This window comes from Agromyces sp. NSFZ (assembly GCF_056156205.1).
Genome location: NZ_CM149585.1, coordinates 3,786,145 through 3,807,781 on the forward strand (window position 1 = coordinate 3,786,145; position 21,637 = coordinate 3,807,781).

The 21,637-nt window shown below is 71.8% G+C and carries 20 protein-coding genes; 11 read left to right on the forward strand and 9 right to left on the reverse strand.

Translation table 11 applies throughout. From position 1 onward, the window contains the following. The first annotated feature begins 116 nt into the window (after nucleotides 1-116). Together hutU and hutI are read left to right on the forward strand one after the other, a co-directional pair. Nucleotides 117-1,814 (forward strand): urocanate hydratase, encoded by a 1,698-nt coding sequence (gene hutU, locus ACVFI9_RS17945; protein WP_474763536.1) that lies wholly within the window; start codon nucleotides 117-119, stop codon nucleotides 1,812-1,814. Nucleotides 1,815-1,817: 3 nt separating this feature from the next. Then, nucleotides 1,818-3,041 (forward strand): imidazolonepropionase, encoded by a 1,224-nt coding sequence (gene hutI / locus ACVFI9_RS17950; RefSeq protein WP_474763537.1) that lies wholly within the window; start codon nucleotides 1,818-1,820, stop codon nucleotides 3,039-3,041. Nucleotides 3,042-3,096: 55 nt separating this feature from the next. Here hutI and ACVFI9_RS17955 read toward each other — a convergent pair whose 3' ends face one another. The 4 genes from ACVFI9_RS17955 to ACVFI9_RS17970 form a co-directional block, all read right to left on the reverse strand. Then, nucleotides 3,097-3,393, reverse strand: coding sequence for a DUF503 domain-containing protein (locus tag ACVFI9_RS17955; protein ID WP_474766306.1), 297 nt, complete (start codon nucleotides 3,391-3,393; stop codon nucleotides 3,097-3,099). 199 nt (nucleotides 3,394-3,592) lie between these two features. Then, the gene (locus ACVFI9_RS17960) at nucleotides 3,593-3,862 is read right to left on the reverse strand and encodes a DUF6510 family protein (RefSeq protein ID WP_474763538.1); all 270 of its coding nucleotides are present in this window, start codon (nucleotides 3,860-3,862) and stop codon (nucleotides 3,593-3,595) included. After that, a complete protein-coding gene (locus tag ACVFI9_RS17965; RefSeq protein ID WP_474763539.1) occupies nucleotides 3,862-4,650 on the reverse strand; it encodes a ferredoxin reductase in 789 nt (262 codons plus the stop codon). The genes ACVFI9_RS17960 and ACVFI9_RS17965 overlap by 1 nt, the downstream gene beginning before the upstream one ends. Then, complete coding sequence (locus ACVFI9_RS17970; protein WP_474763540.1) at nucleotides 4,647-5,237, reverse strand: sulfite oxidase-like oxidoreductase; 591 nt, start codon at nucleotides 5,235-5,237, stop codon at nucleotides 4,647-4,649. Before ACVFI9_RS17970 ends, ACVFI9_RS17965 begins: the two co-directional genes overlap by 4 nt. Nucleotides 5,238-5,326: 89 nt before the next feature. On the opposite strand from ACVFI9_RS17970, the gene ACVFI9_RS17975 reads away from it, so the two are divergent. Genes ACVFI9_RS17975 through ACVFI9_RS17985 form a run of 3 tightly spaced genes read left to right on the forward strand, consistent with a single transcriptional unit; the run spans nucleotide 5,327 to nucleotide 7,445 of the window. After that, the gene (locus tag ACVFI9_RS17975) at nucleotides 5,327-6,583 is read left to right on the forward strand and encodes a molybdopterin molybdotransferase MoeA (protein WP_474763541.1); all 1,257 of its coding nucleotides are present in this window, start codon (nucleotides 5,327-5,329) and stop codon (nucleotides 6,581-6,583) included. After that, a complete protein-coding gene (gene mobA, locus ACVFI9_RS17980) occupies nucleotides 6,580-7,182 on the forward strand; it encodes a molybdenum cofactor guanylyltransferase (RefSeq protein WP_474763542.1) in 603 nt (200 codons plus the stop codon). Before ACVFI9_RS17975 ends, mobA begins: the two co-directional genes overlap by 4 nt. Continuing rightward, nucleotides 7,179-7,445 carry a DUF6457 domain-containing protein gene (locus ACVFI9_RS17985; RefSeq protein WP_474763543.1) on the forward strand — a complete coding sequence of 89 codons (267 nt, stop codon included), beginning with the start codon at nucleotides 7,179-7,181 and terminating at the stop codon, nucleotides 7,443-7,445. The genes mobA and ACVFI9_RS17985 overlap by 4 nt, the downstream gene beginning before the upstream one ends. Before the next feature lie 96 nt (nucleotides 7,446-7,541). Here the strand turns inward: ACVFI9_RS17985 and ACVFI9_RS17990 are convergent, their stop codons facing one another. Continuing rightward, nucleotides 7,542-8,783, reverse strand: coding sequence for a nitrate/nitrite transporter (locus tag ACVFI9_RS17990; RefSeq protein ID WP_474763544.1), 1,242 nt, complete (start codon nucleotides 8,781-8,783; stop codon nucleotides 7,542-7,544). A gap of 294 nt (nucleotides 8,784-9,077) precedes the next feature. Here ACVFI9_RS17990 and ACVFI9_RS17995 point away from each other — a divergent pair, with 294 nt between their 5' ends. From ACVFI9_RS17995 to ACVFI9_RS18020, 6 genes are all read left to right on the forward strand, one after another. Then, complete coding sequence (locus ACVFI9_RS17995; protein WP_474766307.1) at nucleotides 9,078-12,761, forward strand: nitrate reductase subunit alpha; 3,684 nt, start codon at nucleotides 9,078-9,080, stop codon at nucleotides 12,759-12,761. Nucleotides 12,762-12,777: 16 nt separating this feature from the next. Next, nucleotides 12,778-14,457, forward strand: a complete 1,680-nt coding sequence (gene narH, locus ACVFI9_RS18000) for a nitrate reductase subunit beta (RefSeq protein WP_474763545.1) — start codon at nucleotides 12,778-12,780, stop codon at nucleotides 14,455-14,457. After that, nucleotides 14,454-15,164: a nitrate reductase molybdenum cofactor assembly chaperone gene (gene narJ, locus ACVFI9_RS18005; protein WP_474763546.1), complete on the forward strand. Its 711-nt coding sequence runs from the start codon at nucleotides 14,454-14,456 to the stop codon at nucleotides 15,162-15,164. Before narH ends, narJ begins: the two co-directional genes overlap by 4 nt. After that, nucleotides 15,164-15,928, forward strand: coding sequence for a respiratory nitrate reductase subunit gamma (gene narI / locus ACVFI9_RS18010; protein ID WP_474763547.1), 765 nt, complete (start codon nucleotides 15,164-15,166; stop codon nucleotides 15,926-15,928). Before narJ ends, narI begins: the two co-directional genes overlap by 1 nt. Before the next feature lie 70 nt (nucleotides 15,929-15,998). Further along, a complete protein-coding gene (gene moaA / locus ACVFI9_RS18015; RefSeq protein ID WP_474763548.1) occupies nucleotides 15,999-17,066 on the forward strand; it encodes a GTP 3',8-cyclase MoaA in 1,068 nt (355 codons plus the stop codon). A gap of 1 nt (nucleotide 17,067) precedes the next feature. Further along, nucleotides 17,068-17,319: a MoaD/ThiS family protein gene (locus ACVFI9_RS18020; RefSeq protein WP_474766308.1), complete on the forward strand. Its 252-nt coding sequence runs from the start codon at nucleotides 17,068-17,070 to the stop codon at nucleotides 17,317-17,319. 541 nt (nucleotides 17,320-17,860) lie between these two features. Here the strand turns inward: ACVFI9_RS18020 and ACVFI9_RS18025 are convergent. From ACVFI9_RS18025 to ACVFI9_RS18040, 4 genes are read right to left on the reverse strand one after another with little or no spacing between them, the layout of a single operon-like run. Beyond that, entirely contained in the window at nucleotides 17,861-18,280 is a 420-nt protein-coding gene (locus ACVFI9_RS18025) for a molybdenum cofactor biosynthesis protein MoaE (RefSeq protein ID WP_474763549.1), read from the reverse strand. Then, complete coding sequence (gene moaCB, locus ACVFI9_RS18030; protein WP_474763550.1) at nucleotides 18,273-19,313, reverse strand: bifunctional molybdenum cofactor biosynthesis protein MoaC/MoaB; 1,041 nt, start codon at nucleotides 19,311-19,313, stop codon at nucleotides 18,273-18,275. The genes ACVFI9_RS18025 and moaCB overlap by 8 nt, the downstream gene beginning before the upstream one ends. After that, a complete protein-coding gene (locus tag ACVFI9_RS18035) occupies nucleotides 19,310-20,512 on the reverse strand; it encodes a molybdopterin molybdotransferase MoeA (protein ID WP_474763551.1) in 1,203 nt (400 codons plus the stop codon). The genes moaCB and ACVFI9_RS18035 overlap by 4 nt, the downstream gene beginning before the upstream one ends. Beyond that, nucleotides 20,512-21,606: a HesA/MoeB/ThiF family protein gene (locus ACVFI9_RS18040; protein WP_474763552.1), complete on the reverse strand. Its 1,095-nt coding sequence runs from the start codon at nucleotides 21,604-21,606 to the stop codon at nucleotides 20,512-20,514. The genes ACVFI9_RS18035 and ACVFI9_RS18040 overlap by 1 nt, the downstream gene beginning before the upstream one ends. Nucleotides 21,607-21,637: the final 31 nt, after the last annotated feature.

The following is a 21,637-nucleotide window of genomic DNA, read 5'->3' on the forward strand; positions in this document are numbered from 1 at the left end:
GCACGAGGTTTCGAGACGGCGCTGCGCGCCTCCTCAATCCGCGAGCGTCTGGGATCCCGGACGCCCCGCCCGCGACATCCGTTGTCGCCGGATGCCTCGTGCGATGTGATCGAGGCATGACCGACGCACCCACCGCACCCGCGCCCGCTCGCACCGAGCCACGGCGAAGCGTGCGCGCCGCCCGCGGCTCGCAGCTGACCGCGAAGAGCTGGCAGACCGAGGCTCCGCTGCGCATGCTCATGAACAACCTCGACCCCGAAGTGGCCGAGCGCCCCGAGGAGCTCATCGTCTACGGCGGCACCGGCAAGGCCGCCCGCAACTGGGAGGCGTACGACGCGATCGTGCGCACGCTCGAGGGACTCGAGCCCGACGAGACGCTGCTCGTGCAGTCGGGCAAGCCCGTCGGCGTGTTCCGCACGCACGAGTGGGCGCCGCGAGTGCTCATCGCGAACTCCAACCTCGTCGGCGACTGGGCGACGTGGCCCGAGTTCCGCCGGCTCGAGGCGCTCGGGCTCACGATGTACGGGCAGATGACCGCCGGCTCGTGGATCTACATCGGCACCCAGGGCATCCTGCAGGGCACCTACGAGACGTTCGGGGCCATCGCGCGCGCCCGCTTCGGCGGAAGCCTCCGCGGCACGCTCACGCTCACCGGCGGTTGCGGTGGCATGGGCGGGGCGCAGCCGCTCGCGGTCACCATGAACGAGGGCGTCGTGCTCATCGTCGACGTCGACGAGACCCGGCTCGCCCGCCGCGTCGACCACGGCTACCTCGACGAGATGACCCACGACCTCGATGACGCGGTCTCGCGGGTGCTCGCCGCGAAGGCCGACCGTCGTCCGCTCAGCGTGGGGCTCGTCGGCAACGCGGCGACGGTGTTCCCCGAGCTCCTCGCGCGAGGTGTCGCCGTCGACATCGTCACCGACCAGACGAGCGCGCACGACCCGCTGTCGTACCTGCCCGAGGGCGTGACGGTCGACGAGTGGCACGAGCTCGCGGCATCCGACCCCGAAGGCTTCACCACGCGGGCCCGGGCGAGCATGGCCGAGCACGTCGAGGCCATGGCGGGCTTCATGGAGGCGGGCGCCGAGGTGTTCGACTACGGCAACTCGATCCGGCGCGAGGCCGAACTCGGAGGACTCGCGCACGAGCGCGCGTTCGCCTTCCCCGGCTTCGTGCCCGCGTACATCCGACCGCTGTTCGCCGAGGGCAAGGGACCCTTCAGATGGGCGGCGCTCTCGGGCGACCCCGCCGACATCGCCGCGACCGACCGTGCGATCCTCGAGCTCTTCCCCGAGAACGAGCACCTGCGACGCTGGATCACCCAAGCCGGCGAGAAGGTGCACTTCGAGGGGCTGCCCGCGCGCATCTGCTGGCTCGGATACCAGGAGCGGCACCTCGCCGGGCTGAAGTTCAACGAGATGGTCGCCTCCGGCGAACTCAGCGCGCCCGTCGTCATCGGACGCGACCACCTCGACTCGGGCTCGGTGGCTTCGCCGTACCGCGAGACCGAGGCGATGGCCGACGGATCCGACGCGATCGCCGACTGGCCGCTCCTGAACGCGCTGCTCAACACGGCGTCCGGCGCGACCTGGGTGTCGATCCACCACGGCGGCGGCGTGGGAATCGGGCGCTCGATCCACGCCGGCCAGGTCGTCGTCGCAGACGGCACCGACCTCGCGGCCGAGAAGATCGCGCGCGTGCTCGTCAACGATCCCGGCACGGGCGTCATGCGTCATGTCGACGCGGGTTACGAGCGCGCCATCGAGGTCGCTCGGGAGCGTGGGCTGCGCGTGCCGATGACGGAGGGATGACGGATGCCGCGAGCCACGCTGATCACGAACATCGGCGAGCTCGTCACGAACGATCCGGGGCCCGGACGGGAGGGCGGTGCGCTCGGCATCATCCGCGACGCGGCCGTGCTCCTCGACGGCGATCATGTCGAGTGGGTGGGTCGGGCGTCGGACGCATCCGGCACCGATGCCCGCCCCGAGGTCGTCGATGCCGAGGTCGTCGATGCCGGCGGGCGAGCCGTGATCCCCGGCTTCGTCGACTCGCACACCCACCTCGTGTTCGGTGGTGACCGCGCCGAGGAGTTCGCCGCGCGCATGGCGGGGCGGTCGTATGAAGCCGGCGGCATCCGTTCGACCGTCGCGGCGACCCGGTCCGCCTCCGACGACGAGTTGCGCGCACGACTGGCCGGCTTCGTCGCCGAGCTGCACGCGCAGGGCACGACGACCTTCGAGGTGAAGAGCGGGTACGGCCTCTCGGTCGACGACGAGGAACGGCTCGTGCGGCTCGCTCGCGAGGTCACCGACGAGGTCACATTCCTCGGCGCGCATGTGGTGCCGGCCGAGTACGCCGGCGTCGACGGCGGCCCCGATGCCTATGTCGACCTCGTGGTCGGCGAGATGCTCACCGCCTGCGCGCCGCACGCTCGATGGATCGACGCCTTCTGCGAGCGCGGCGCGTTCACGCCCGAGCAGTCCCGCCGCGTGCTCGAGGCGGGCGCCGCGGCCGGGCTCGGGGTCCGAGTGCACGGCAATCAACTCGGTGAGGGTGACGGAGTTCGCCTCGCCGTCGAGCTCGGCGCGGCCTCCGTCGACCACTGCACCTACCTCGGCGAGGCGGATGTCGCGGCGCTCGCGGCATCCGACACCGTCGCGACCCTGCTGCCCGGCGTCGAGTTCTCGACCCGCCAGCCGTACCCCGATGCCCGGCGGCTCCTCGATGCCGGCGTGACGGTCGCGCTCGCGAGCGACTGCAATCCGGGCTCGAGCTTCACGAGCTCGATGCCGTTCTGCATCGCCGTCGCCGTGCGCGACATGGGGATGACCTCGGCCGAGGCGGTGTGGGCGGCGACCGCGGGCGGCGCGGCGGCCCTGCGGCGAACGGATGTCGGAGCGATCCGCCCCGGCGCGCGCGCCGACCTCGTGCTGCTCGACGCGCCGAGCCACGTGCACCTGGCATATCGGCCGGGTGTGCCGCTCGTGCGGCGCGTGTGGAAGGACGGTGCGGTCGTCGCCGCAGCGGCCGACTAGCGGCCCTTCGACAGGCTCAGGGAACGCGGCCCTTCGACAGGCTCAGGGACCGCGTTCAGTCGTCGTCGCCGCGCCGCATCCGCCGACGCGCCGAGAGCAGGGTGACGTCGGGCCGGGCGGCCACGAGCCGTTCCGCGCGATCGAGCACGTCGGTGACCCGGTCGGCGCCCGATGCGACCACGCCGACGCCGATTGCCGCACGTCGGTGCAGGTCCTGGTCACCGACTTCTGCGACGGATGCCTCGGTCGCCCTGCGCAACTCGGCGAGGATGGGGCGGAGCACGGCTCGCTTGCCCTTCAACGAGTGCACGTCGCCGAGCAGCAGGTCGAACTCGATCCAGCCGATCCACATGGTTCCAGCCTCCCAGATGCCGGGGATGTCGTCCGGCTCGCTCATGTCGGGCCCGCCTCACGACCGGTGCCGAAGCACTTCCGAGTTCGTCATGTCGATTCCGCCCCACAAGAGGCAGTTCTCACACGACGGAATCGGCAAACCGTTCCGCGAACGCCCGACCATCTCCGGGCGGCGGAGGCAGGCGACGCTCGACGGTTCAGGCCCCCGAAGACTCCCGCCGCACCTCGATCGTGCTCAATCCGCTGAACCCGATCCAGGCTCGGTCATCCGACTCCACGAGGGTCGCGAGCACCTCGTCGCACGAGCCGCACCGAACGACCATGCCCGCCCGGCTCGGGTAGACCATCGCCCGGGCGAGTTCGGCGACCTCGCCGCATCCGCCGCACCGTGCCCGGGCCATCGTGACGTCGAACGTGAAGAACTCCGCGAGCGGGCCGGCGAGCGAGTTGCCGTCGAGGTGCTCCATCACGTGCCTCCGTAACGCTCGGTGCGGATCGATCGGGCCTCGTGGCCGAGCTCGACGAGCCAATCGGCGACGCGTTCGACGAACCCGGTGGAACCGCAGACGTAGACGAGCGGACGCTCGTCGGCTGGGATCACCGCCGACCCCAGCATCTCCCGGGTGATGCGGCCTGCCGGCGTCGACCACTCCGCCGGGGTCCGCCGCGTGTAGACGAGGTCGAGCCGGAACGGGGCGGATGCGCCGACGAGCTCGCGCAGCTCGCCGGCGAAGTACACGTCGTCGGGCGTGCGCACGGAGTACAGCAGCCGGAACGGCGTGGGATCGCCGGCATCGCCGTGCGCCCTGGCGATCGCGTAGAGCGGCACGACGCCCGAGCCGCCCGCGATGAGCTGCACCGGGCGCGAGGCGCTCGGTTCCGGGTCGGGCCGCCACACGAAGTACGCCCCGAGGGGCCCGTGCAGCTCGAGCATGTCGCCGGCGCGCACCTCGTCGACGAGGAACGGCGACACCTCGCCGTCTGGCAGCTTGTCGACCGCGAGCACGACCCGCGACGACGGTCCCGACGACGCGATCGAGTACGACCGGGTCGCCGTGTACCCGTCGGGGGCGGTGAGCCGCACGTCGAGGTGCTGGCCGGGGTCGTTGCCGGGCCACCCGGCGACCTCGAGTTCGAGCCGCGTCGCGTTCGGAGTCTCCCGACGCGTCGCGGCGACCGTGGCGGCGTGCCAGCCGGCGCGGGGAACGGCCCGCGTCGCAGGCGAAACCACCGAACCGACCGCGGCGTCGTTCACCAGTACCGCTCCTCCTTCCACGGATCGCCGTGGAGGTGGTACCCGTTCTGCTCCCAGAAGCCGGGTTCGTCCTGGTCCATCATCTCGAGCCCGCGGACCCACTTCGCGCTCTTCCAGAAGTAGAGGGCGGGCACGAGCAGCCGTGCGGGTCCGCCGTGCTCGGGATCCAGCGGTTCGCCGTCGAACTCGAACGCGACCCATGCCTTGCCGTCGAGCAACTCGTCGAGGGGGACGTTCGTCGTGTAACCCCCATAGCTGTGCGCCATGACGTACTCCTGCTCGGTCTCGACGTCGGCGAACAGCGTGTCGAGCGACACGCCCCGCCAGCTCGTGCCGAGCTTCGACCAGTGCGTCACGCAGTGGATGTCGGTCGACACGTCCTCGATGTCGAGTGCCATGAACTCGTCCCAGTTCCAGCGGTGCTCGCCCGATTCGGTGCGGATCGTGAACTCCCAGTCGGCCGTGTCGACATCGGGCGTGGGACCCGCCGACAGCACGGGGAAATCGTGCACGAGCGTCTGGCCCGGGGGCAGGCGATCGTCGCGCTCCCGACTGCGCCCGCTGAATCCTCGAGTGATGAATGACATCGCGGCTCCTCCCGTTCGGGCTGCGCTTCGCGCTACACACTAGTGACGTCGGCGCCTGCTGTCACGGGTCGGCGACTAGCGTGGAACCCATGTCGGCGTTCCAGTCGGCGCCCGACGACGTGGCGCCCCTCGTTCCGGTGTCGGCGCACCTCGAACGCATCCTCGCGACCGTCGCCCCCCTCCGCGATGTCGAGATCGTGCGACTCGCGGATGCCGCGGGACGCACGCTCGCGGGCCACGTCGACGCCCTCGTGGACCTGCCCTCTTTCGACAACTCCGCGATGGACGGTTACGCCGTGCGGCGAGCGGATGTCGCGGCCGCGACGGTCGCCGAACCGGTCGTGCTCGACGTGGTGGCCGACCTCCCGGCGGGCACCGCCGGAGACGTGACCGTCGGCCCCGGGCAGGCCGCCCGCATCATGACGGGCGCGCCCATCCCCGACGGCGCCGACGCCGTCGTGCCCGTCGAGCGCACGGATGCCGGCACCGGGCGCGTCGAGATCCACGCCGCGCCCCGGCAGGGCCACCACATCCGGCTCCGCGGCGAGGACCTCCGCGCCGGCGACCCGGTGCTCACCGCGGGCATGGAGCTCGACGCCCGCCGCGTGGCCGCGGCCGCCGCAGCCGGACTCGCCGAGCTCCCCGTGGTCGCGGTGCCGAGGGTGGCGGTCGTCGCCACCGGCAGCGAGCTCGTCGAACCGGGCGCGCCGCTCGCCCGCGGGCGCATCCACGACTCGAACTCGCTGCTGCTCGCCGCCCTCGTGGCCGAGGCCGGATGCGTCGTGAGCGAGGCACTGCGCCTCCCCGACGAGCCCGCCGAGCTGCGCGAGTGGCTCGACGCGCGCGCCGAGTGCGACGCGGTGGTCTTCTCGGGCGGCGTGAGCGTGGGCGCCTACGACGTCGTGCGGCACGTGCTCGACGAGCTCGGCACGGTCGACTTCCCGCGCGTGGCCATGCAGCCCGGCAAGCCGCAGGCGTTCGGATCCCTACCCGACGGCACGCCGGTGTTCGGCCTGCCCGGCAATCCGGTGGCCGTCGCGGTCTCGTTCGAGGCCTTCGTGCGCCCGGCGCTCCTGCGCATGGCCGGCCGCACGGCGGTACGACGCCCCACCTGGCGCGTGCCGGCCGAGGTCGGCTGGCGCTCGCCGTCGGGCCGCCGACAGTACATGCCCATCGCCGTCGGCGTCGGCGACGACGGCAACCCGGCCGTGCGCCCGGCGACCGGGGGCGGGTCGGGATCGCACCTGGTCGGCGGACTGGCCCTCGCCGACGGGTTCGCGATCGTCCCCGAGGACGTCGACGCGGTCGTCGCGGGCGACGTCGTCGAGGTGGCGATCACCCGATGAGCGAGCTCGACGCCATCATCCTCGCCGGCGGACGTGCCGCGCGTCTCGGCGGCGCATCGAAGCCCGACCTCGTCGTGGGCGGCCGGCGACTGCTCGACGTCGCCATCGAGGCGGCCCGGTCGGTCGGATGCCGCGAGGTCGTCGTCGTCGGTCCGGCCACGCTCGAGGCCGCCGGATGCCTCGTGGTGCGCGAGGACCCGCCGTTCGGCGGCCCCGTGGCCGGCCTCGCCGCCGGACTCGCCGCCCTCGACGAGGTGCGCATCGACGCACGCCCGGCCGACGTGCTCGTGCTGGCCTGCGACATGCCCGACGCGCCCGCGGCCGTGCACCACCTCGACGCGGCCCGCGACGCGCACCCGCGATCCGACGGCGTCTGCCTCGTCGACGACACGGGGCGCGAGCAGTGGCTCGCCGCGATCTACGCGCACGAGGCCCTGACGCGTGCGTTCGACACGCTGGGCGGCGACGTGGACGGCGCCTCGATGCGCCGGCTCGCGGCATCCGTCGACCTCATCCCCGTCGCCGACCACGGCACGACGCACGATATCGACACGTGGGACGACCTGTCCCGCGCCGACCGGCAGGAGCACACGCCATGACCGACCAGCAGCAGTCCCCCGAGACGCTCGACCGGTGGCTCGCCGCCCTCGCGAGCGAGCTCGGCATCGATCCCGCGGCCGTTCCCGTCGGCGCGGTCCTCGACCTCGCGCGCGACGTCGCGCACGGGGTGGCCCGGCCCGCGGCTCCCCTCAGCACGTTCGTCGTGGGGCTCGCGGTGGGCGCCGGCAAGGGCTCGCTCGCCGAACTGTCGGCGCGAGCCGGTGCGCTCGCCGAGGCGTGGTCGCCCGACGAGACGGCCTGACGCCCGACGCGGTCCCTCCGCCCTCTGCGCCAGTTCGCAGGCGTATGCGCCACCTCGGATGGCGCGGAAGGCGCCGAAGTGGAGCAGAGCCGGATGCTACTGCGCCGGCCGCGCGTCGCGCAGCATCCCCGCGACGACGAGCGCGAACGCGCCGACGAGCACGAGCAGCCACAGCCCGAGCGCATAGGAGTTCGTCTCTGGCGAGTACGTGGCGCCCATCACGAGGGGCGGGAAGTACCCGCCGAGTCCGCCCGCCGCGGCGACGACGCCCGTGACCGCGCCCACCTTGTCCTTCGGGGTCGACGGGCCGACCCACGCGAAGACCGCGCCCATGCCGAGGCCCATGGCCGCCGCCATCGCGATGAACGTCATGCCGGTGACGATGCCCTCGGGCGGCTGCTGGCCGACGACGTAGGCGAGCGCGACGATGCCGGCCAGCGAGACGAGCGAGACGATCTTCGGCCCGAACCGGTCGGAGAGCACGCCGCCGATCGGACGCGCGATCACCGCGGCCGTGGCGAACAACGCGGTGCGGGTGCCTGCGCCGATCGCGTCGACCTCGTCGGGGTAGATCGTGGTGAGGTACTTCGGCAGGAAGGTCGAGAACGCCACGAAGCCGCCGAACACGATCGCGTAGAGGAAGGACATCTCCCACGTGATGCGCAGCTTCAGCGCGCCCATGACCTTCGGGATGAGCGGCTGCCGGCTCGACGCCCAGGCGGGCGAGTCGCGCAGGAAGAACCACACCACGACGGCGGTCGCCACGATGATCGCCGCGATGAGCAGGTGCGTCGGCAGGTAGCCGATGCTCTCGGCGAGGCGGGGCGTGAAGAACGCCGAGACCGCGGTGCCGATCATCCCCATGCCGAACACGCCCGTCGCGAACCCTCGGCGCTTGGCCTCGTACCAGGCGCTCGAGAACGGCACGCCGACGGCGAAGATCGTGCCGGCGACACCGAGGACGAAGCCGGCCACAAGCAGCAAGGGGAAGCTCTTCAGCACGCCGGCAAGGGCCACGAGCAGCACGGGCGGCACGGCGCCGAGCAGCACGAAGGTGAACATCCTCCGTCCGCCGAACCGGTCGGTGAGGGCGCCGGTGACGATGCGGCCGAGCGCGCCGACCAGCACCGGCATGGCGAGCATGAGCGAGATCTGCCCCTCGTCGAGCCCCATCTCGGTCGCATAGGTCTTTTGCAGGGGCGCGATCACCATCCACGCCCAGAAGCCCATCGTCGACGCGAAGGTCGCCAGCAGGATCTGGCCGAGCTGGCCGCGCAGCCGGGTGTCCTCCGGGTGCGTCGGCGGTTGCGGTTCCGGTTGCGTCGACGTCGACGTCATGGTGCCCCCTCGCTCGGCGGAGACCCTTCCCGCCGGGTTGCCTGGAGCCGACGATATCCGCGAGCCGCGTGCTGCGCCAGCACCGTCGCGGGTTTCCTCCGGTGGATCGACGGTTCCCGGCGGGTTCGTTCCGCTGTGCACGCCCGCGGCGCATAATGGGCAGGAACTGCGGCAGCATCGCCGAGCTCCACGGTGATCCTCGCCGCCCGTTCTGAGGAGGCATCCGTGAGCCAAGCGCCCAGCACCTCGACCGAGCCGGCGACCGACGGACCGCTCGCCTCGGCACTGCTGAGCATGGGCCGGTTCCTCAGGCCCGGCGAGTTCTCCGAGGACCAGCGCTCGGTCTTCCTCGAGGGCGGACGACAGGGCGACTCGTTCTACCGCGACCGCTGGTCGCACGACAAGGTCGTGCGCTCGACGCACGGCGTGAACTGCACGGGGTCCTGCTCCTGGAAGGTGTACGTCAAGGACGGCATCATCACGTGGGAGACCCAGCAGACCGACTACCCGAGCGTCGGTCCAGACTCGCCCGAGTACGAGCCTCGCGGATGCCCCCGCGGCGCCGCCTTCAGCTGGTACACGTACTCCCCCACCCGCGTGCGCTACCCCTACATCCGCGACACGCTCGCCGCGGCCTATCGCGAGGCGAGGTCGCGGCTGGGGGACCCGGTGCTGGCCTGGGCGGAGATCACGTCGAACCCCGAGACCTCCCGCCGCTACAAGGCGGCCCGCGGCAAGGGCGGGCTCGTGCGCACCACCTGGGACGAGGCATCCGAGATCGTCGCGGCCGCCCACGTGCACACGATCAAGCAGTACGGGCCCGACCGCATCGCGGGCTTCTCGCCGATCCCGGCCATGTCGATGGTCTCGCACGGCGTCGGTGCCCGCTTCATCAACCTCATCGGCGGCACCATGCTGTCGTTCTACGACTGGTACGCCGACCTGCCGGTCGCGAGCCCCCAGGTGTTCGGCGACCAGACCGACGTGCCGGAGTCGGCCGACTGGTGGAACGCGTCGTACCTCATGATGTGGGGCTCGAACGTGCCCGTGACCCGCACGCCCGACGCGCACTTCATGACCGAGGCCAGGTACCGCGGCCAGAAGGTCGTGACGGTCTCGCCCGACTACGCCGACAACACGAAGTTCGCCGACGAGTGGCTCGCCCCGCACCCCGGCACCGACGGCGCCCTGGCCATGGCCATGGGGCACGTCATCCTCAAGGAGTTCCTCGTCGACCGTCGCACCGAGCGCTTCGTCGACTACCTGAAGCGGTTCTCGGATGCCCCGTACCTCATCTCGCTCGAACAGCGCGGCGATGCGTGGGTGCCGGGCAAGTTCGTCACCGCCGCCGACCTCGGCGGTTTCGGCGCGCGGGTCGCCAACGCGGCGTTCAAGACCGTGCTCCTCAACGTGGACAGCGAACCCGTCGTGCCCAACGGCTCGCTCGGCCATCGCTTCGACACCGAGCACCCGGGCGAGTGGAACCTCGATCTCGGCGGCGTCGACCCGCTGCTCTCGGTCGCCGACGGCGAGGTCTGGCGCGGGGCATCCGTCGCCGTCGACCTGCCGAGGTTCGACGTGGCCCCGGTTCCGGGCGCCGAGCACGAGGGCGGCGCGGGCACGGTGCGCCGCGGCGTGCCCGTCGCGCAGGTCGCCGGACGCACGGTGACGACGGTGTTCGACCTGCTGCTCGCCCAGTACGGCGTCGGTCGCGAGGGCCTGCCGGGGGAGTGGCCGACCGGCTACGACGACGCGAGCTCGCCCGGCACGCCGGCGTGGCAGGAGGAGATCACGTCGGTGCCGGCGGCCAAGGCCGAGCGCATCGGCCGGGAGTTCGCCGACAACGCCGAACGCTCGGGCGGTCGCTCGATGATCATCATGGGCGCGGGCACGAACCACTGGTTCCACGCCGACACGATCTACCGCACGTTCCTCGCGCTCACGACGATGACCGGATGCCAGGGCGTCAACGGCGGCGGCTGGGCTCACTACGTGGGGCAGGAGAAGGTGCGCCCCGTCACCGGGTCGAACCAGTACGGGGGCGCCGCCGACTGGGCGCGTCCGCCGCGCGCGATGATCGGCACCGCGTTCTGGTACCTCGCCACCGACCAGTGGCGCTACGACGGCCTGCCCGCCGACCAGCTCGCCTCGCCGCTCGCGAAGGGCCTCTTCGAGGGCCGTACCACGGCCGACTGCCTCGTCGAATCGGCGAAGCGCGGCTGGATGCCGAGCTACCCCACGTTCGACCGGAACCCCCTCGACCTCGTCGACGAGGCGGATGCCGCGGGTGTCGAACCGGCGCAGTACGTCGTCGACCGCCTGAGCGACGGCACGCTGCACTTCGCGGCAGAAGACCCCGACGCGCCCGAGAACTTCCCGCGCGTCATCAACATCTGGCGCGCGAACATCCTGGGCTCCTCCGGCAAGGGCAACGAGTACTTCCTCAAGCACCTGCTCGGTGCGGATGCCGCGGTGCTCGCGTCGGAGTCCGGTCCGGGCCGGCGACCGCGCGACGTGCGCTGGCGCGACGAGGCGCCCGCCGGCAAGCTCGACCTCCTCGTGACGAGCGACTTCCGGATGACGAGCACGACGCTCTTCTCCGACATCGTGCTGCCCGCGGCCACCTGGTACGAGAAGCACGACCTGTCGTCGACCGACATGCACCCGTTCGTGCACGCGTTCAACCCGGCGATCAAGCCGCCGTGGCAGACGCGCACCGACTTCGAGATCTTCCACACCATCGCCGCGAAGCTCAGCGAGCTCGCCGAAGTGCACCTCGGGGTGCGCCGCGACCTCGTCGCCGCGCCCCTCACGCACGACACCCCTGATGCCATGGCGACGCCGCACGGCACGGTCCTCGAGGACGCCCCGCTCGTGCCCGGCGTGACGATGCCGAAGCTCGTGGTGGTCGAGCGCGACTACCCCGCGACCGCCGCGCGACTCGGCTCGCTCGGCCCCCTCACCGCGAAGCTCGGCATGGTCACGAAGGGCATCACGTTCCAGCCCGAGCCCGAGCTCGCCGACCTCGCGCGGCGCAACGGCACGGTCGCCTCCGGCCCCGCGGCCGGCGCCGTCCGGCTCGACACCGACGTGCGCGTGTGCGAGATGATCCTCGCCCTCTCCGGCACCACGAACGGGCGGCTCGCGGTGCAGGGCTTCCGCCAGCTCGAGCAGCGGACCGGGCAGCGGATCGCCCAGCTCGCGCTCGACCACGAGGCATCCCGCATCACGTTCGCCGACGTGCAGTCGCGGCCGGTGAGCGTGATGACCTCGCCCGAGTGGTCGGGTTCCGAGCACGGCGGGCGCCGCTACACGGCGTTCTCGATCAACGTCGAGCACCTGAAGCCGTGGCATACCCTCACGGGCCGGATGCACTTCTACCTCGACCACGACTGGATGTGCGAGCTCGGCGAGCAGCTGCCGATCTTCCGCCCGCCGCTCGACCTGCACCGGCTGTTCGACGACTCCCCCGAGGTCGGGTCGACCGCCCCGAGCGGCGCTCCGAACTCCGCCGGCCACGCGGAGGTCGCCGTGCGCTACCTCACGCCGCACTCCAAGTGGTCGATCCACTCGGAGTACCAGGACAACCTCTTCATGCTCTCGCTCTCGCGAGGCGGGCCGACGATCTGGATGAGTCCGCAGGACGCCACGAAGATCGGCGTCCGCGACAACGAGTGGATCGAGTCCTACAACCGCAACGGCGTCGTCGTCGCCCGCGCGATCGTGTCGCACCGCATGCCTGAGGGCACGGTGTACATGTACCACGCGAAGGATCGCACGGTCGACGTGCCGCGCACCGAGACGAGCGGGATGCGTGGCGGCATCCACAACTCGCTCACCCGCATCCTGCTGAAGCCGAGTCACCTCATCGGCGGCTACGCGCAGCTCTCGTGGGCGTTCAACTACCTCGGCCCGACGGGCAACCAGCGCGACGAGGTCACCGTCATCCGCCGCCGCAGCCAGGAGGTCGAGTACTGATGAAGGGCGCAGTCTGATGAAGGTCATGGCGCAGATGTCGATGGTGATGAACCTCGACAAGTGCATCGGATGCCACACGTGCAGCGTCACCTGCAAGCAGGCGTGGACGAACCGCACCGGTGTCGAGTACGTGTGGTTCAACAACGTCGAGACCCGGCCGGGCATCGGCTATCCGCGCGGCTATGAGGACCAGGACGAGTGGCAGGGAGGCTGGGAGCTGAACCGCCGCGGGCGCTTGAAGCTCCGCGCCGGCGGCAGGCTGTCGAAGCTCTCGAAGATCTTCTCGAATCCGAAGCTCCCCGAGATCAGCGACTACTACGAGCCGTGGACGTACGAGTACGACATGCTGCTCAACGCGCCCGCGGGCGATCACACCCCCGTCGCGCGGCCGAAGAGCCTCATCACGGGCGATGACATGAACATCTCGTGGTCGGCGAACTGGGACGACAACCTCGGCGGGTCGACCGCGACCGCGGTCGACGACCCGATCCTCCAGCACATGAGCGAGCACGTCGCCATGGAGTTCGAGCAGACGTTCATGTTCTACCTGCCGCGCATCTGCGAGCACTGCCTGAATCCGTCGTGCGTGGCCTCGTGTCCGTCGGGCGCGATGTACAAGCGCGTCGAGGACGGCATCGTGCTCGTCGATCAGGACCGCTGCCGCGGCTGGCGCATGTGCGTGACCGGGTGCCCCTACAAGAAGGTCTACTTCAACCACAAGACCGGCAAGGCCGAGAAGTGCACGCTCTGCTACCCGCGCATCGAGGTCGGCCTGCCCACGGTGTGCTCCGAGACGTGCGTGGGGCGCCTGCGGTACCTGGGTCTCGTGCTGTACGACGCCGACAAGGTCGCGGCCGCGGCATCCGTGGAGGACGAGCACGAGCTCCTCGAGTCGCAGCGTGCCGTGTTCCTCGACCCGCACGACCCCGCCGTGATCGCGGCCGCTCGCGCCGAGGGGATCCCCGAGGACTGGATCGACGCGGCCCAGCGCAGCCCGATCTGGAAGCTCATCCAGCAGTACAGGGTCGCGCTGCCGCTGCATCCCGAGTACCGCACGATGCCGATGGTCTGGTACATCCCGCCGCTCTCCCCCGTGGTCGACGTCGTCGCCGACTCGGGCGCCGACGGCGAGGACGCTCGCAACCTGTTCGCGGCGATCGACAAGCTGCGCATCCCGATCGAGTACCTCGCGGGGCTCTTCACGGCGGGGGACGTGCAGCCGGTGCAGGCGACGCTCCGCAAGCTCGCGGCGATGCGCTCGTACATGCGCGACCTCAACCTGGGTGACGAGCCGAACGAGGCGATCGCGGCATCCGTCGGCATGACCGGTGCGGAGGTGCAGGAGATGTACCGGCTGCTCGCGATCGCGAAGTACGAGGACCGGTACGTGATCCCGACCGCGCACGTCGAGCAGGCCGAGGCGCTCGAGGAGCTCGCGTGCTCGCTCGACTTCGAGGGCGGGCCGGGAATGGGGGGCGCCGGGCCGTTCGGAACGTCGAGCGGACCCGCGGTGCCTGTGGCGGTCGAGACGTTCCACGCGCTCCAGAAGCGGCAGACGGCCGATCGCCCCTCGACGCCCGGCCGGGTGAACCTGCTCAACTGGGACGGGCTCGGGGATCCGCCGGAGGGGCTGTTCCCGCCGAAGTCGTCGGATCCGGAGAATCCGGCGTCCGGTTCCTCAGGGTCGACACCGTGAGCGGCATCCGGACCCCGCAGATCCGCGTGCGGCAGGCGCCCGAGCCGGTGCGGTCGGTGCGGATGTCGCCGGCCGAGCGCGCGACGACGCAGATGGCGGTCTCGCTGCTGCTCGACTATCCCGACGAGGCGTTCGATGCTCGGCTCCGGATGCTCCGCGCCGAGCTGTCGGCGCTGCCGGCCCCGGTGCGCGACGCGATCGTGGAGTTCCTCGACGCCCTCGAGCCGCTCGAGGTCGCCGAGCGCGAGCGCCGCTACGTCGCGACGTTCGACCTCAAGCGCAAGTGCTGCATGTACCTCAGCTACTACGCGGCGGGCGACACGCGACGGCGGGGCGCGGCGCTCGTCGCCTTCCACGAGGCGTATCGTGCGGCGGGCTGGGAGTTCGACGCCGACGAGCTGCCCGACTACCTGCCGGCCGTGCTCGAGTTCGCGGCGCGCAGCGGGTCGCCGATCGCCGACCGGCTGCTCGCCTCCCACCGTGAGGGCATCGAGGTGCTGCGGGCGGCGCTCGTCGCGGTGGGAAGCCCGTATGCGCGGCTCATCGAGGCGGTGGGGATGTCGCTCGCCGAGATCGACGAGCGCACGCGCGAGCGGTACCTGCGCCTCATCAACGAGGGTCCGCCGTCGGAGTCCGTCGGCATCGGCGGCCCGGTCGAACTGCCGCCGTTCATCCCGGTCGGTCGCGCCGCACAGGAGGTCCGCTGATGACACCGCTCGACATCCTCCTCTGGGTGGCGTTCCCGTATGCCGCGGCGGCGGTGTTCATCGTCGGCCACATCTGGCGGTACCGCTACGACCAGTTCGGCTGGACGACGCGGTCGAGCCAGGTCTACGAGAACCGGCTGCTGCGCATCGGGTCGCCGGCGTTCCACCTCGGGATCCTGTTCGTGCTCATCGGGCACGCGGGCGGCCTGCTGATTCCGGCCGAATGGCTCGAGGCGATCGGGGTGACGCACGAGATCTACCACATCGCCGCGACCGTGCTGGGCACGGCGGCGGCCGTGCTGACGATCGTGGGGCTCGTGATCCTCATCTATCGGCGGCGCACCACGGGGCCGGTCTTCCTCGCGACGACCCGCATGGACAAGACGATGTACGTGTGCCTCGGACTGACGATCGCGTTCGGCACCGCGGCGACCGTGCTGTACCAGGTCTTCGGCGCGGGCTACGAGTACCGGGGCACGGTGGGTCCCTGGACCCGGAGCCTCATCCTCTTCCAGCCGCAGCCCGAACTCATGGTGGACGTGCCGCTCGCGTTCCAGCTGCACGTCATCACGGCGACCGCACTGTTCGCCCTGTGGCCGTTCACTCGGCTCGTGCACGTGTTCTCGGCCCCGCTCGGCTACCTCTTCCGTCCGTACATCGTCTATCGGTCGCGAGACGGGGGCCGTGCGTCGCAGCCCGCACGTCGTGGCTGGGAGCCGATGGCACCGCCCGAGCAGCGCCAGCGCACGAAGGTGCGCCGCTGACGGCGACGGCACGACTCCGACTGGTGGAAACGCAGGACCAGTGCCCGCACCTGGCGCTTAGGGTGGAGGGATGACGACGCTCGCGCTCGGGATGCCGACGGTCCGGCGGTCGCCGATGGCGGCGCCGTCGATCGACGGTCGCCCCGACGTGCCGGGGCTGGTCGACCGCTTCGGTCGGGTCGCCCGCGACCTGCGGGTGTCGATCACGACCGCCTGCTCGTTGCGGTGCACGTACTGCATGCCGGCCGAGGGGCTGCCGCTCGTTCCGCGCGACGAACTGCTCTCCGCCGCCGAGATCGCCCGGCTGGTCGGCATCGCCGTCAACGACCTGGGCGTTCGCGAGGTGCGGTTCACGGGTGGCGAGCCGCTTACGCGCGCGGACCTCGTCGAGATCATCGCACTGAGCGCCGCGACCGCTCCCGGCACTCCGCTGGCGATGACGACCAACGGCATCGGTCTCGACGCGAAGGCCGATGCCCTCGTGGCGGCGGGCCTGACCCGCGTGAACGTCTCGCTCGACACGCTCGACCGCGAGCACTTCGCCCGGCTCACCCGCCGCGACCGGCTCCCACGGGTGCTCGCCGGCATCGCCGCCGCCCGCCGTGCCGGCCTCGGTCCGCTGAAGATCAACGCCGTCGCAATGCGCGAGACGCTGCACGATGCGCCCGCGCTGCTCGCTTGGGCGGTCGAGCACGAGTGCCGCCTTCGCTTCATCGAGCAGATGCCGCTCGACGCCGACGAGACCTGGGTGCGCGAGAACATGGTCGACGCCGAGGAACTGCTGCGCGTGCTCGGTGAGCGCTTCGCGCTGGAGCCGGTCGGCCGGGAGGATCCGTCGGCCCCTGCCGAGGAGTGGCTCGTCGACGGCGGACCGGCGACCGTCGGCATCATCGCGTCGGTGACGCGCTCGTTCTGCGGCGCCTGCGACCGCACGCGTCTCACGGCCGAGGGTTCGGTGCGGGCGTGCCTGTTCGGCGACGACGAGACCGACCTGCGGGGACTGCTGCGCGGCGGTGCCGACGACGCCGAGATCGCCGACCGCTGGCGGGCTGCCATGTGGGGCAAGAAGGCGGGGCACGGCATCGATGGCGAGGACTTCGTGCGCCCCGTTCGCTCGATGGGCGGGATCGGTGGCTGAGATGACGTCGGTGACCGTCCGGTACTTCGCCGCCGCGGCCGAGGCTGCCGGCGTCGAGGAGGAATCGTTCGCGCCCGAGGCCGTGGGCGGCACCGTCGGGGAGCTTCGCGACCTGCTGGTCGACCGCTACGGAGCCGCCATGGCCCGAGTCGTGGCGAACGGCTCGTTTCTCGTCGACGGCGTGGTGCAGCGTGACCCGGCCGCTCGGCTCGGCGGAAGCGTGGACGTGCTGCCGCCCTTCGCCGGCGGCTGACGCGCACGCCGCGCCGCTTCCCCCTCGTCGGCCGGGCGTCGACGCTCGCAATCCGAAGGACATTCCCTCCCGCGATCGCGGTGCCGAAGCACCCGAGAGCCGAAGTACCGAAGTCCCCAAGTGCCGGCGTGGCGAGGTGTCCGAGTGCCGAAGTCCTGAGGTGCCCGAGTGCCGAGGTACCGAGGTGCCGGCGTGGCGAGGTACAGAGGTGCCGGCGTGGCGAGGTGCCCGAGTGCCGAAGTACCGAGGTGCCCGAGTGCCGAAGTACCGCAGTATCGAAGTCCCGAAGTCCCGAAATCCCGAAGTCCTGAGGTGCCCGAGTGCCGAAGTACCGAAGTGCCGAAGTACCTAAGTCCCGAAGTACCGAAGTCCCGAGGTACCGAAGTACCGGGGTGCCGAAGTGCCGAAGTACCGAAGTGGACCGGGTTCGGGAAGGAAACTGTCGGTCGCGATTGTGGATGGCCGGTGCAAGCGCGAGAAGCGGGTTCGGCGCGAGGGTCGCCGGGCCGGGCCGGGCCGGGCCGGGCCGGGCCCGATCAGGTCAGAGGTTGACCCACTCCGTGGCACCGCCCTCGAGGTACTGACGCTTCCAGATCGGCGTCCGCTCCTTGATGCGATCGACGAGCAGCGCGCACGCGGCGAACGCCTCCGCGCGGTGCGGGGCTGCGACGCAGGCCACGAGCGCGACGTCGCCGATTCCGAGCGCCCCCACGCGATGCGCGGCTCCGACGCGGAGCCCGGTCTCTCGGGCGACCTCGACGCAGGTCTCGCGGAGGAACCGTTGCGCCTCGGGGTGCGCCTCGTAGTCGAGCGCGGTGACCGACTGGTCCCGATCGTGATCGCGGATCACGCCCTCGAACGACACGACCGCACCGTCCTGCCGAGTGGTGACGAACGACTCGATCGCCACGCGGTCGAGCGGCTCAATGGTGACGAGCGCGAAGACGTCTGGCTCAGGCATCCGGAACCTCCGAGTGTGCGGTGCGGGGCGCATGGTCTCCGCCCGCGAGTTGGTCGATGAGGTGCGGAAGCAGGTCATCGAGCACCGCGAGTCCGTCGCGGACGCCGCCGCGCGACCCGGGCAGGTTCACCACCACGGTGCGACCGGCGATCCCGGCCCGCGCCCGGCTCAGCGCGGCCGTCGGCGTGACGGCGCGTCCGGCCGCTCGGATCGCCTCAGCCACGCCCGGCAGCTCCTGATCGAGCACGGCGAGCGTCGCCTCGGGCGTCAGGTCCGTGGGACTCGCCCCGGTGCCCCCGGTCGTGATGAGCACCGCCGGGGTAGCGGCGACCGCCCGACGTACCGCGTCGGCGACATCGGCATCGGCGACGACGACGGGGTCGGCGGTCTCGAAGCCGCGCCGGCGCAGCCAGTCCGCGATGACAGGTCCGGTCGTATCCTCGGCGGCGCCCGCCGCCGCGCGCGTCGAGACCACGAGCACGAGCCCGGAGCGTGACGCGACCGTGGGCGAGGCACCGGCCGGCTGGGCATCGGTCGCAGCAGCGGGCGCAGGCTCGGCCGGGGCATCCGCTCGCCAGACCCCCCGTTTGCCGCCGCGCTTCTCGACGAGGTGGATGTCGCCGAGCCTGGCGGCCGGGTCGACGGCCTTCACCATGTCGTGCAACGTGAGTCCGGCGATCGCGACCGCCGTGAGCGCCTCCATCTCGATGCCGGTGCGTGCCGTCGTCGAGGCGGTCGCCCGGATCGTCACGGCCGCCTCCTCGAAGCCGAAGTCGATCGACACCGCGTCGAGCGGCACGATGTGCGCGAGCGGGATCAGCTCGCTCGTGCGCTTCGCCCCCGAGATGCCGGCGATGCGAGCGGTCGGCAGTACGTCGGCCTTCTTCAGCCCGTCGCTGCGCACGAGCGCGACGACTTCGGAGGTCGTCTCGAGCCGGCCCTCGGCGATCGCCACGCGCCTCGTGACCGGCTTCGCGCCGACGTCGACCATGCGCGCACGGCCGTCGTCATCGAGATGGGTGAGCGACGTCATAAGACCACGGTATCGACCAGGGCGCCGGCGTCGAGCTCCGTGACGTCCTCGGGCACGACGATGAGCAGGTCGGATGCCGCGAGCGCCGCGACGAGGTGCGATCCTGGTCCACCGACCACGACGGCCCGTCCGTCGTCGCCGCGACGTCCTCGCAGGAACTGCCTCCGGCCCGGCACCGAGACGAGCGGTTCGGCGAGCTCGAGCCGCTCCGTCGCGGCGCGCGGCAGGCCCGCGATGGCGCGCAGCGTGGGAGCGACGAACAGCTCGAACGAGAGCTGCGCGCTCACGGGATTGCCCGGGAACCCGATCACGGGCATGCCGCGGTACGCGCCCGTGGCCTGCGGACCGCCCGGCTGCATCGCGACGCTGCCGACCCAGCCGCCGGCTGGTTCGAGGAGCTCACGCACGACCTCGTACGCACCCTTCGACACCCCGCCGCTCGTGAGCACGAGCTCGGCGCCGGCCTCGAGCGCCGCGTCGAACTCGCCCCGCAGCCGGTCGACGTCGTCGCGCACCCGCCCCTCGTGCACGACGACCGCACCGGCCGCGCGCACGGCGGCGGCGAGCGCGACGCCGTTCGCGTCGGGGATCTCGCCAGGCCCGAGCGGCGCGCCGGGCGGCACGAGTTCGCTCCCCGTGCTCACCACGGCGACCCGTACGCGCTCGCGCACGAGCAGCTCCGTGAGCCCGGATGCCGCGGCCGCCGCGAGGTGCCGCGACGCGAGACGGAGTCCGGCGGGCAGCACGTCGTCACCGGCCGCGAGGTCGGACCCGGCCTCGCGCACGTACTCGCCGGCTGCTGTTGGATGCAGCACGAGCACGGCATCCACGTCGCCGCCGACGGGCTCCGTGTCCTCGACGGGCACCACCGCGTCCGCGCCCTCGGGTACGGCTGCTCCGGTCATGATTCGCACCGCCGTGCGCGGCGACAGCGGGGCGGGCGCCCCCGGCGCCGCGGCGACCTCGCCGACGACGGGCAGGCTCGCCGGGGCATCCGCCACGTCGACGGAGCGCACGGCGAACCCGTCCATCTGCGAGTTCCGGAAGGGCGGCAGCGCGATGGGCGACTCGACCGGCGAGGCGGTGATGCGACCGAGCGCATCGGCGAGCGCGACCCGCTCGGTGGGCCGGGCGCCGAGCCCGGCGAGCAGCGACCGTACGAAGGCGGCGTGCTCGTCGACCGGAACGCGCTCCCCCATCAGTACCTCGCCATCGCCGGGTCGACGGTGCGCGACCAGGCGTCGATGCCGCCTGCGAGATTGCGCACGTCGGCGAACCCGGTGCTCGCGAGCTGCTCGGCCGCGCGCTGCGACCGCACGCCGAGGTGGCAGTAGACGACGACGGATGCCTCGGGGTCGAGTTCACCGGCGCGATCGCCGAGCTCCCCGAGCGGGATGAGCACCGAGCCGGGCAGGGCGGCGATCTCGGCCTCCCAGGTCTCGCGTACGTCGAGGAGGATCGGCGGCGCGGCGGACGCGAGTTCGTCGGCGAGCGCGGGCGCCTCCACCGCCGCCACCGCCCCCGCCGTCGGTCGAGGCGGCGAGGCCGCGATCCGGACGGGGGCCGAACCCGCTCGCTGGTACCGGATCTCCCGCGTGCGCCCGCTGAGCGCGTCGTAGACGAGCGCGCGCCCGATGAGCGGTTCGCCGATGCCCGTGAGGAGCTTCAGCGCCTCGCCGGCCATCATGCCGCCCGTCACCGTGCAGACCGTCGGCAGGATGCCGTCGACCTCGCAGCTGAGACCGCCGTCGGCGGGCGGTTCGGGGAAGAGGTCGCGGTACGAGATGCCGCGTTCCTCCCACGAGACGCCGACCTGTCCCGAGAATCGCGCAGCCGAGCCCCACACGAGCGGAATGCCGGCGCGGGCGGCCGCATCGTCGGCGACGTACAGGGTGGGCAGGTCGTCGGTGCCGTCGATCACGAGGTCGGCGTCGGCGAGCAGTTCGTCGGCGTTCTCGGCGGTGAACCGGTACGGCACGGGCCGCACGTCCGTCTCGGGCGACAGGGCGGCCGCGGCATCCGTCGCCGACTCGACCTTGGTGCGACCGACGTCTGCGGGCGCGTGCAGCAGCTGACGATGCAGGTTCGTGACGTCTACGGTGTCGTCGTCGACGATGGTCAGGCGACCGACGCCCGCGGCCACCAGCACCGGCACGACCGCGCTGCCGAGCCCGCCGGCGCCGAGCACCACGACGTGGGCGTCGGCGAGCCGGCGTTGGCCCGCAGCCCCGAAGCCGGGCAGCACGCGCTGGCGTGCGTACCGCGGTGATGCGGGATCGATCATGTCGTCCATTCCTCGATTCTCGCAGGCGGCGATGGGGTCG

Excerpts from the sequence above, each read along its gene's own strand:
- ACVFI9_RS18040 (WP_474763552.1), bottom strand. The coding sequence starts at position 21,606 with ATGGACGACATGATCGATCCCGCATCACCGCGGTACGCACGCCAGCGC.
- ACVFI9_RS18025 (WP_474763549.1), bottom strand. The coding sequence starts at position 18,280 with ATGCCTGAGCCAGACGTCTTCGCGCTCGTCACCATTGAGCCGCTCGAC.
- ACVFI9_RS17975 (WP_474763541.1), top strand. The coding sequence starts at position 5,327 with ATGTCGGCGTTCCAGTCGGCGCCCGACGACGTGGCGCCCCTCGTTCCG.
- mobA (WP_474763542.1), top strand. The coding sequence starts at position 6,580 with ATGAGCGAGCTCGACGCCATCATCCTCGCCGGCGGACGTGCCGCGCGT.
- hutU (WP_474763536.1), top strand. The coding sequence starts at position 117 with ATGACCGACGCACCCACCGCACCCGCGCCCGCTCGCACCGAGCCACGG.
- ACVFI9_RS17960 (WP_474763538.1), bottom strand. The coding sequence starts at position 3,862 with ATGGAGCACCTCGACGGCAACTCGCTCGCCGGCCCGCTCGCGGAGTTC.
- moaCB (WP_474763550.1), bottom strand. The coding sequence starts at position 19,313 with ATGACGTCGCTCACCCATCTCGATGACGACGGCCGTGCGCGCATGGTC.
- hutI (WP_474763537.1), top strand. The coding sequence starts at position 1,818 with ATGCCGCGAGCCACGCTGATCACGAACATCGGCGAGCTCGTCACGAAC.
- ACVFI9_RS17985 (WP_474763543.1), top strand. The coding sequence starts at position 7,179 with ATGACCGACCAGCAGCAGTCCCCCGAGACGCTCGACCGGTGGCTCGCC.
- narI (WP_474763547.1), top strand. The coding sequence starts at position 15,164 with ATGACACCGCTCGACATCCTCCTCTGGGTGGCGTTCCCGTATGCCGCG.
- ACVFI9_RS17995 (WP_474766307.1), top strand. The coding sequence starts at position 9,078 with ATGGGCCGGTTCCTCAGGCCCGGCGAGTTCTCCGAGGACCAGCGCTCG.
- narH (WP_474763545.1), top strand. The coding sequence starts at position 12,778 with ATGAAGGTCATGGCGCAGATGTCGATGGTGATGAACCTCGACAAGTGC.
- ACVFI9_RS17970 (WP_474763540.1), bottom strand. The coding sequence starts at position 5,237 with ATGTCATTCATCACTCGAGGATTCAGCGGGCGCAGTCGGGAGCGCGAC.
- ACVFI9_RS18035 (WP_474763551.1), bottom strand. The coding sequence starts at position 20,512 with ATGGGGGAGCGCGTTCCGGTCGACGAGCACGCCGCCTTCGTACGGTCG.
- ACVFI9_RS17955 (WP_474766306.1), bottom strand. The coding sequence starts at position 3,393 with ATGTGGATCGGCTGGATCGAGTTCGACCTGCTGCTCGGCGACGTGCAC.
- ACVFI9_RS17990 (WP_474763544.1), bottom strand. The coding sequence starts at position 8,783 with ATGACGTCGACGTCGACGCAACCGGAACCGCAACCGCCGACGCACCCG.
- ACVFI9_RS18020 (WP_474766308.1), top strand. The coding sequence starts at position 17,068 with ATGACGTCGGTGACCGTCCGGTACTTCGCCGCCGCGGCCGAGGCTGCC.
- moaA (WP_474763548.1), top strand. The coding sequence starts at position 15,999 with ATGACGACGCTCGCGCTCGGGATGCCGACGGTCCGGCGGTCGCCGATG.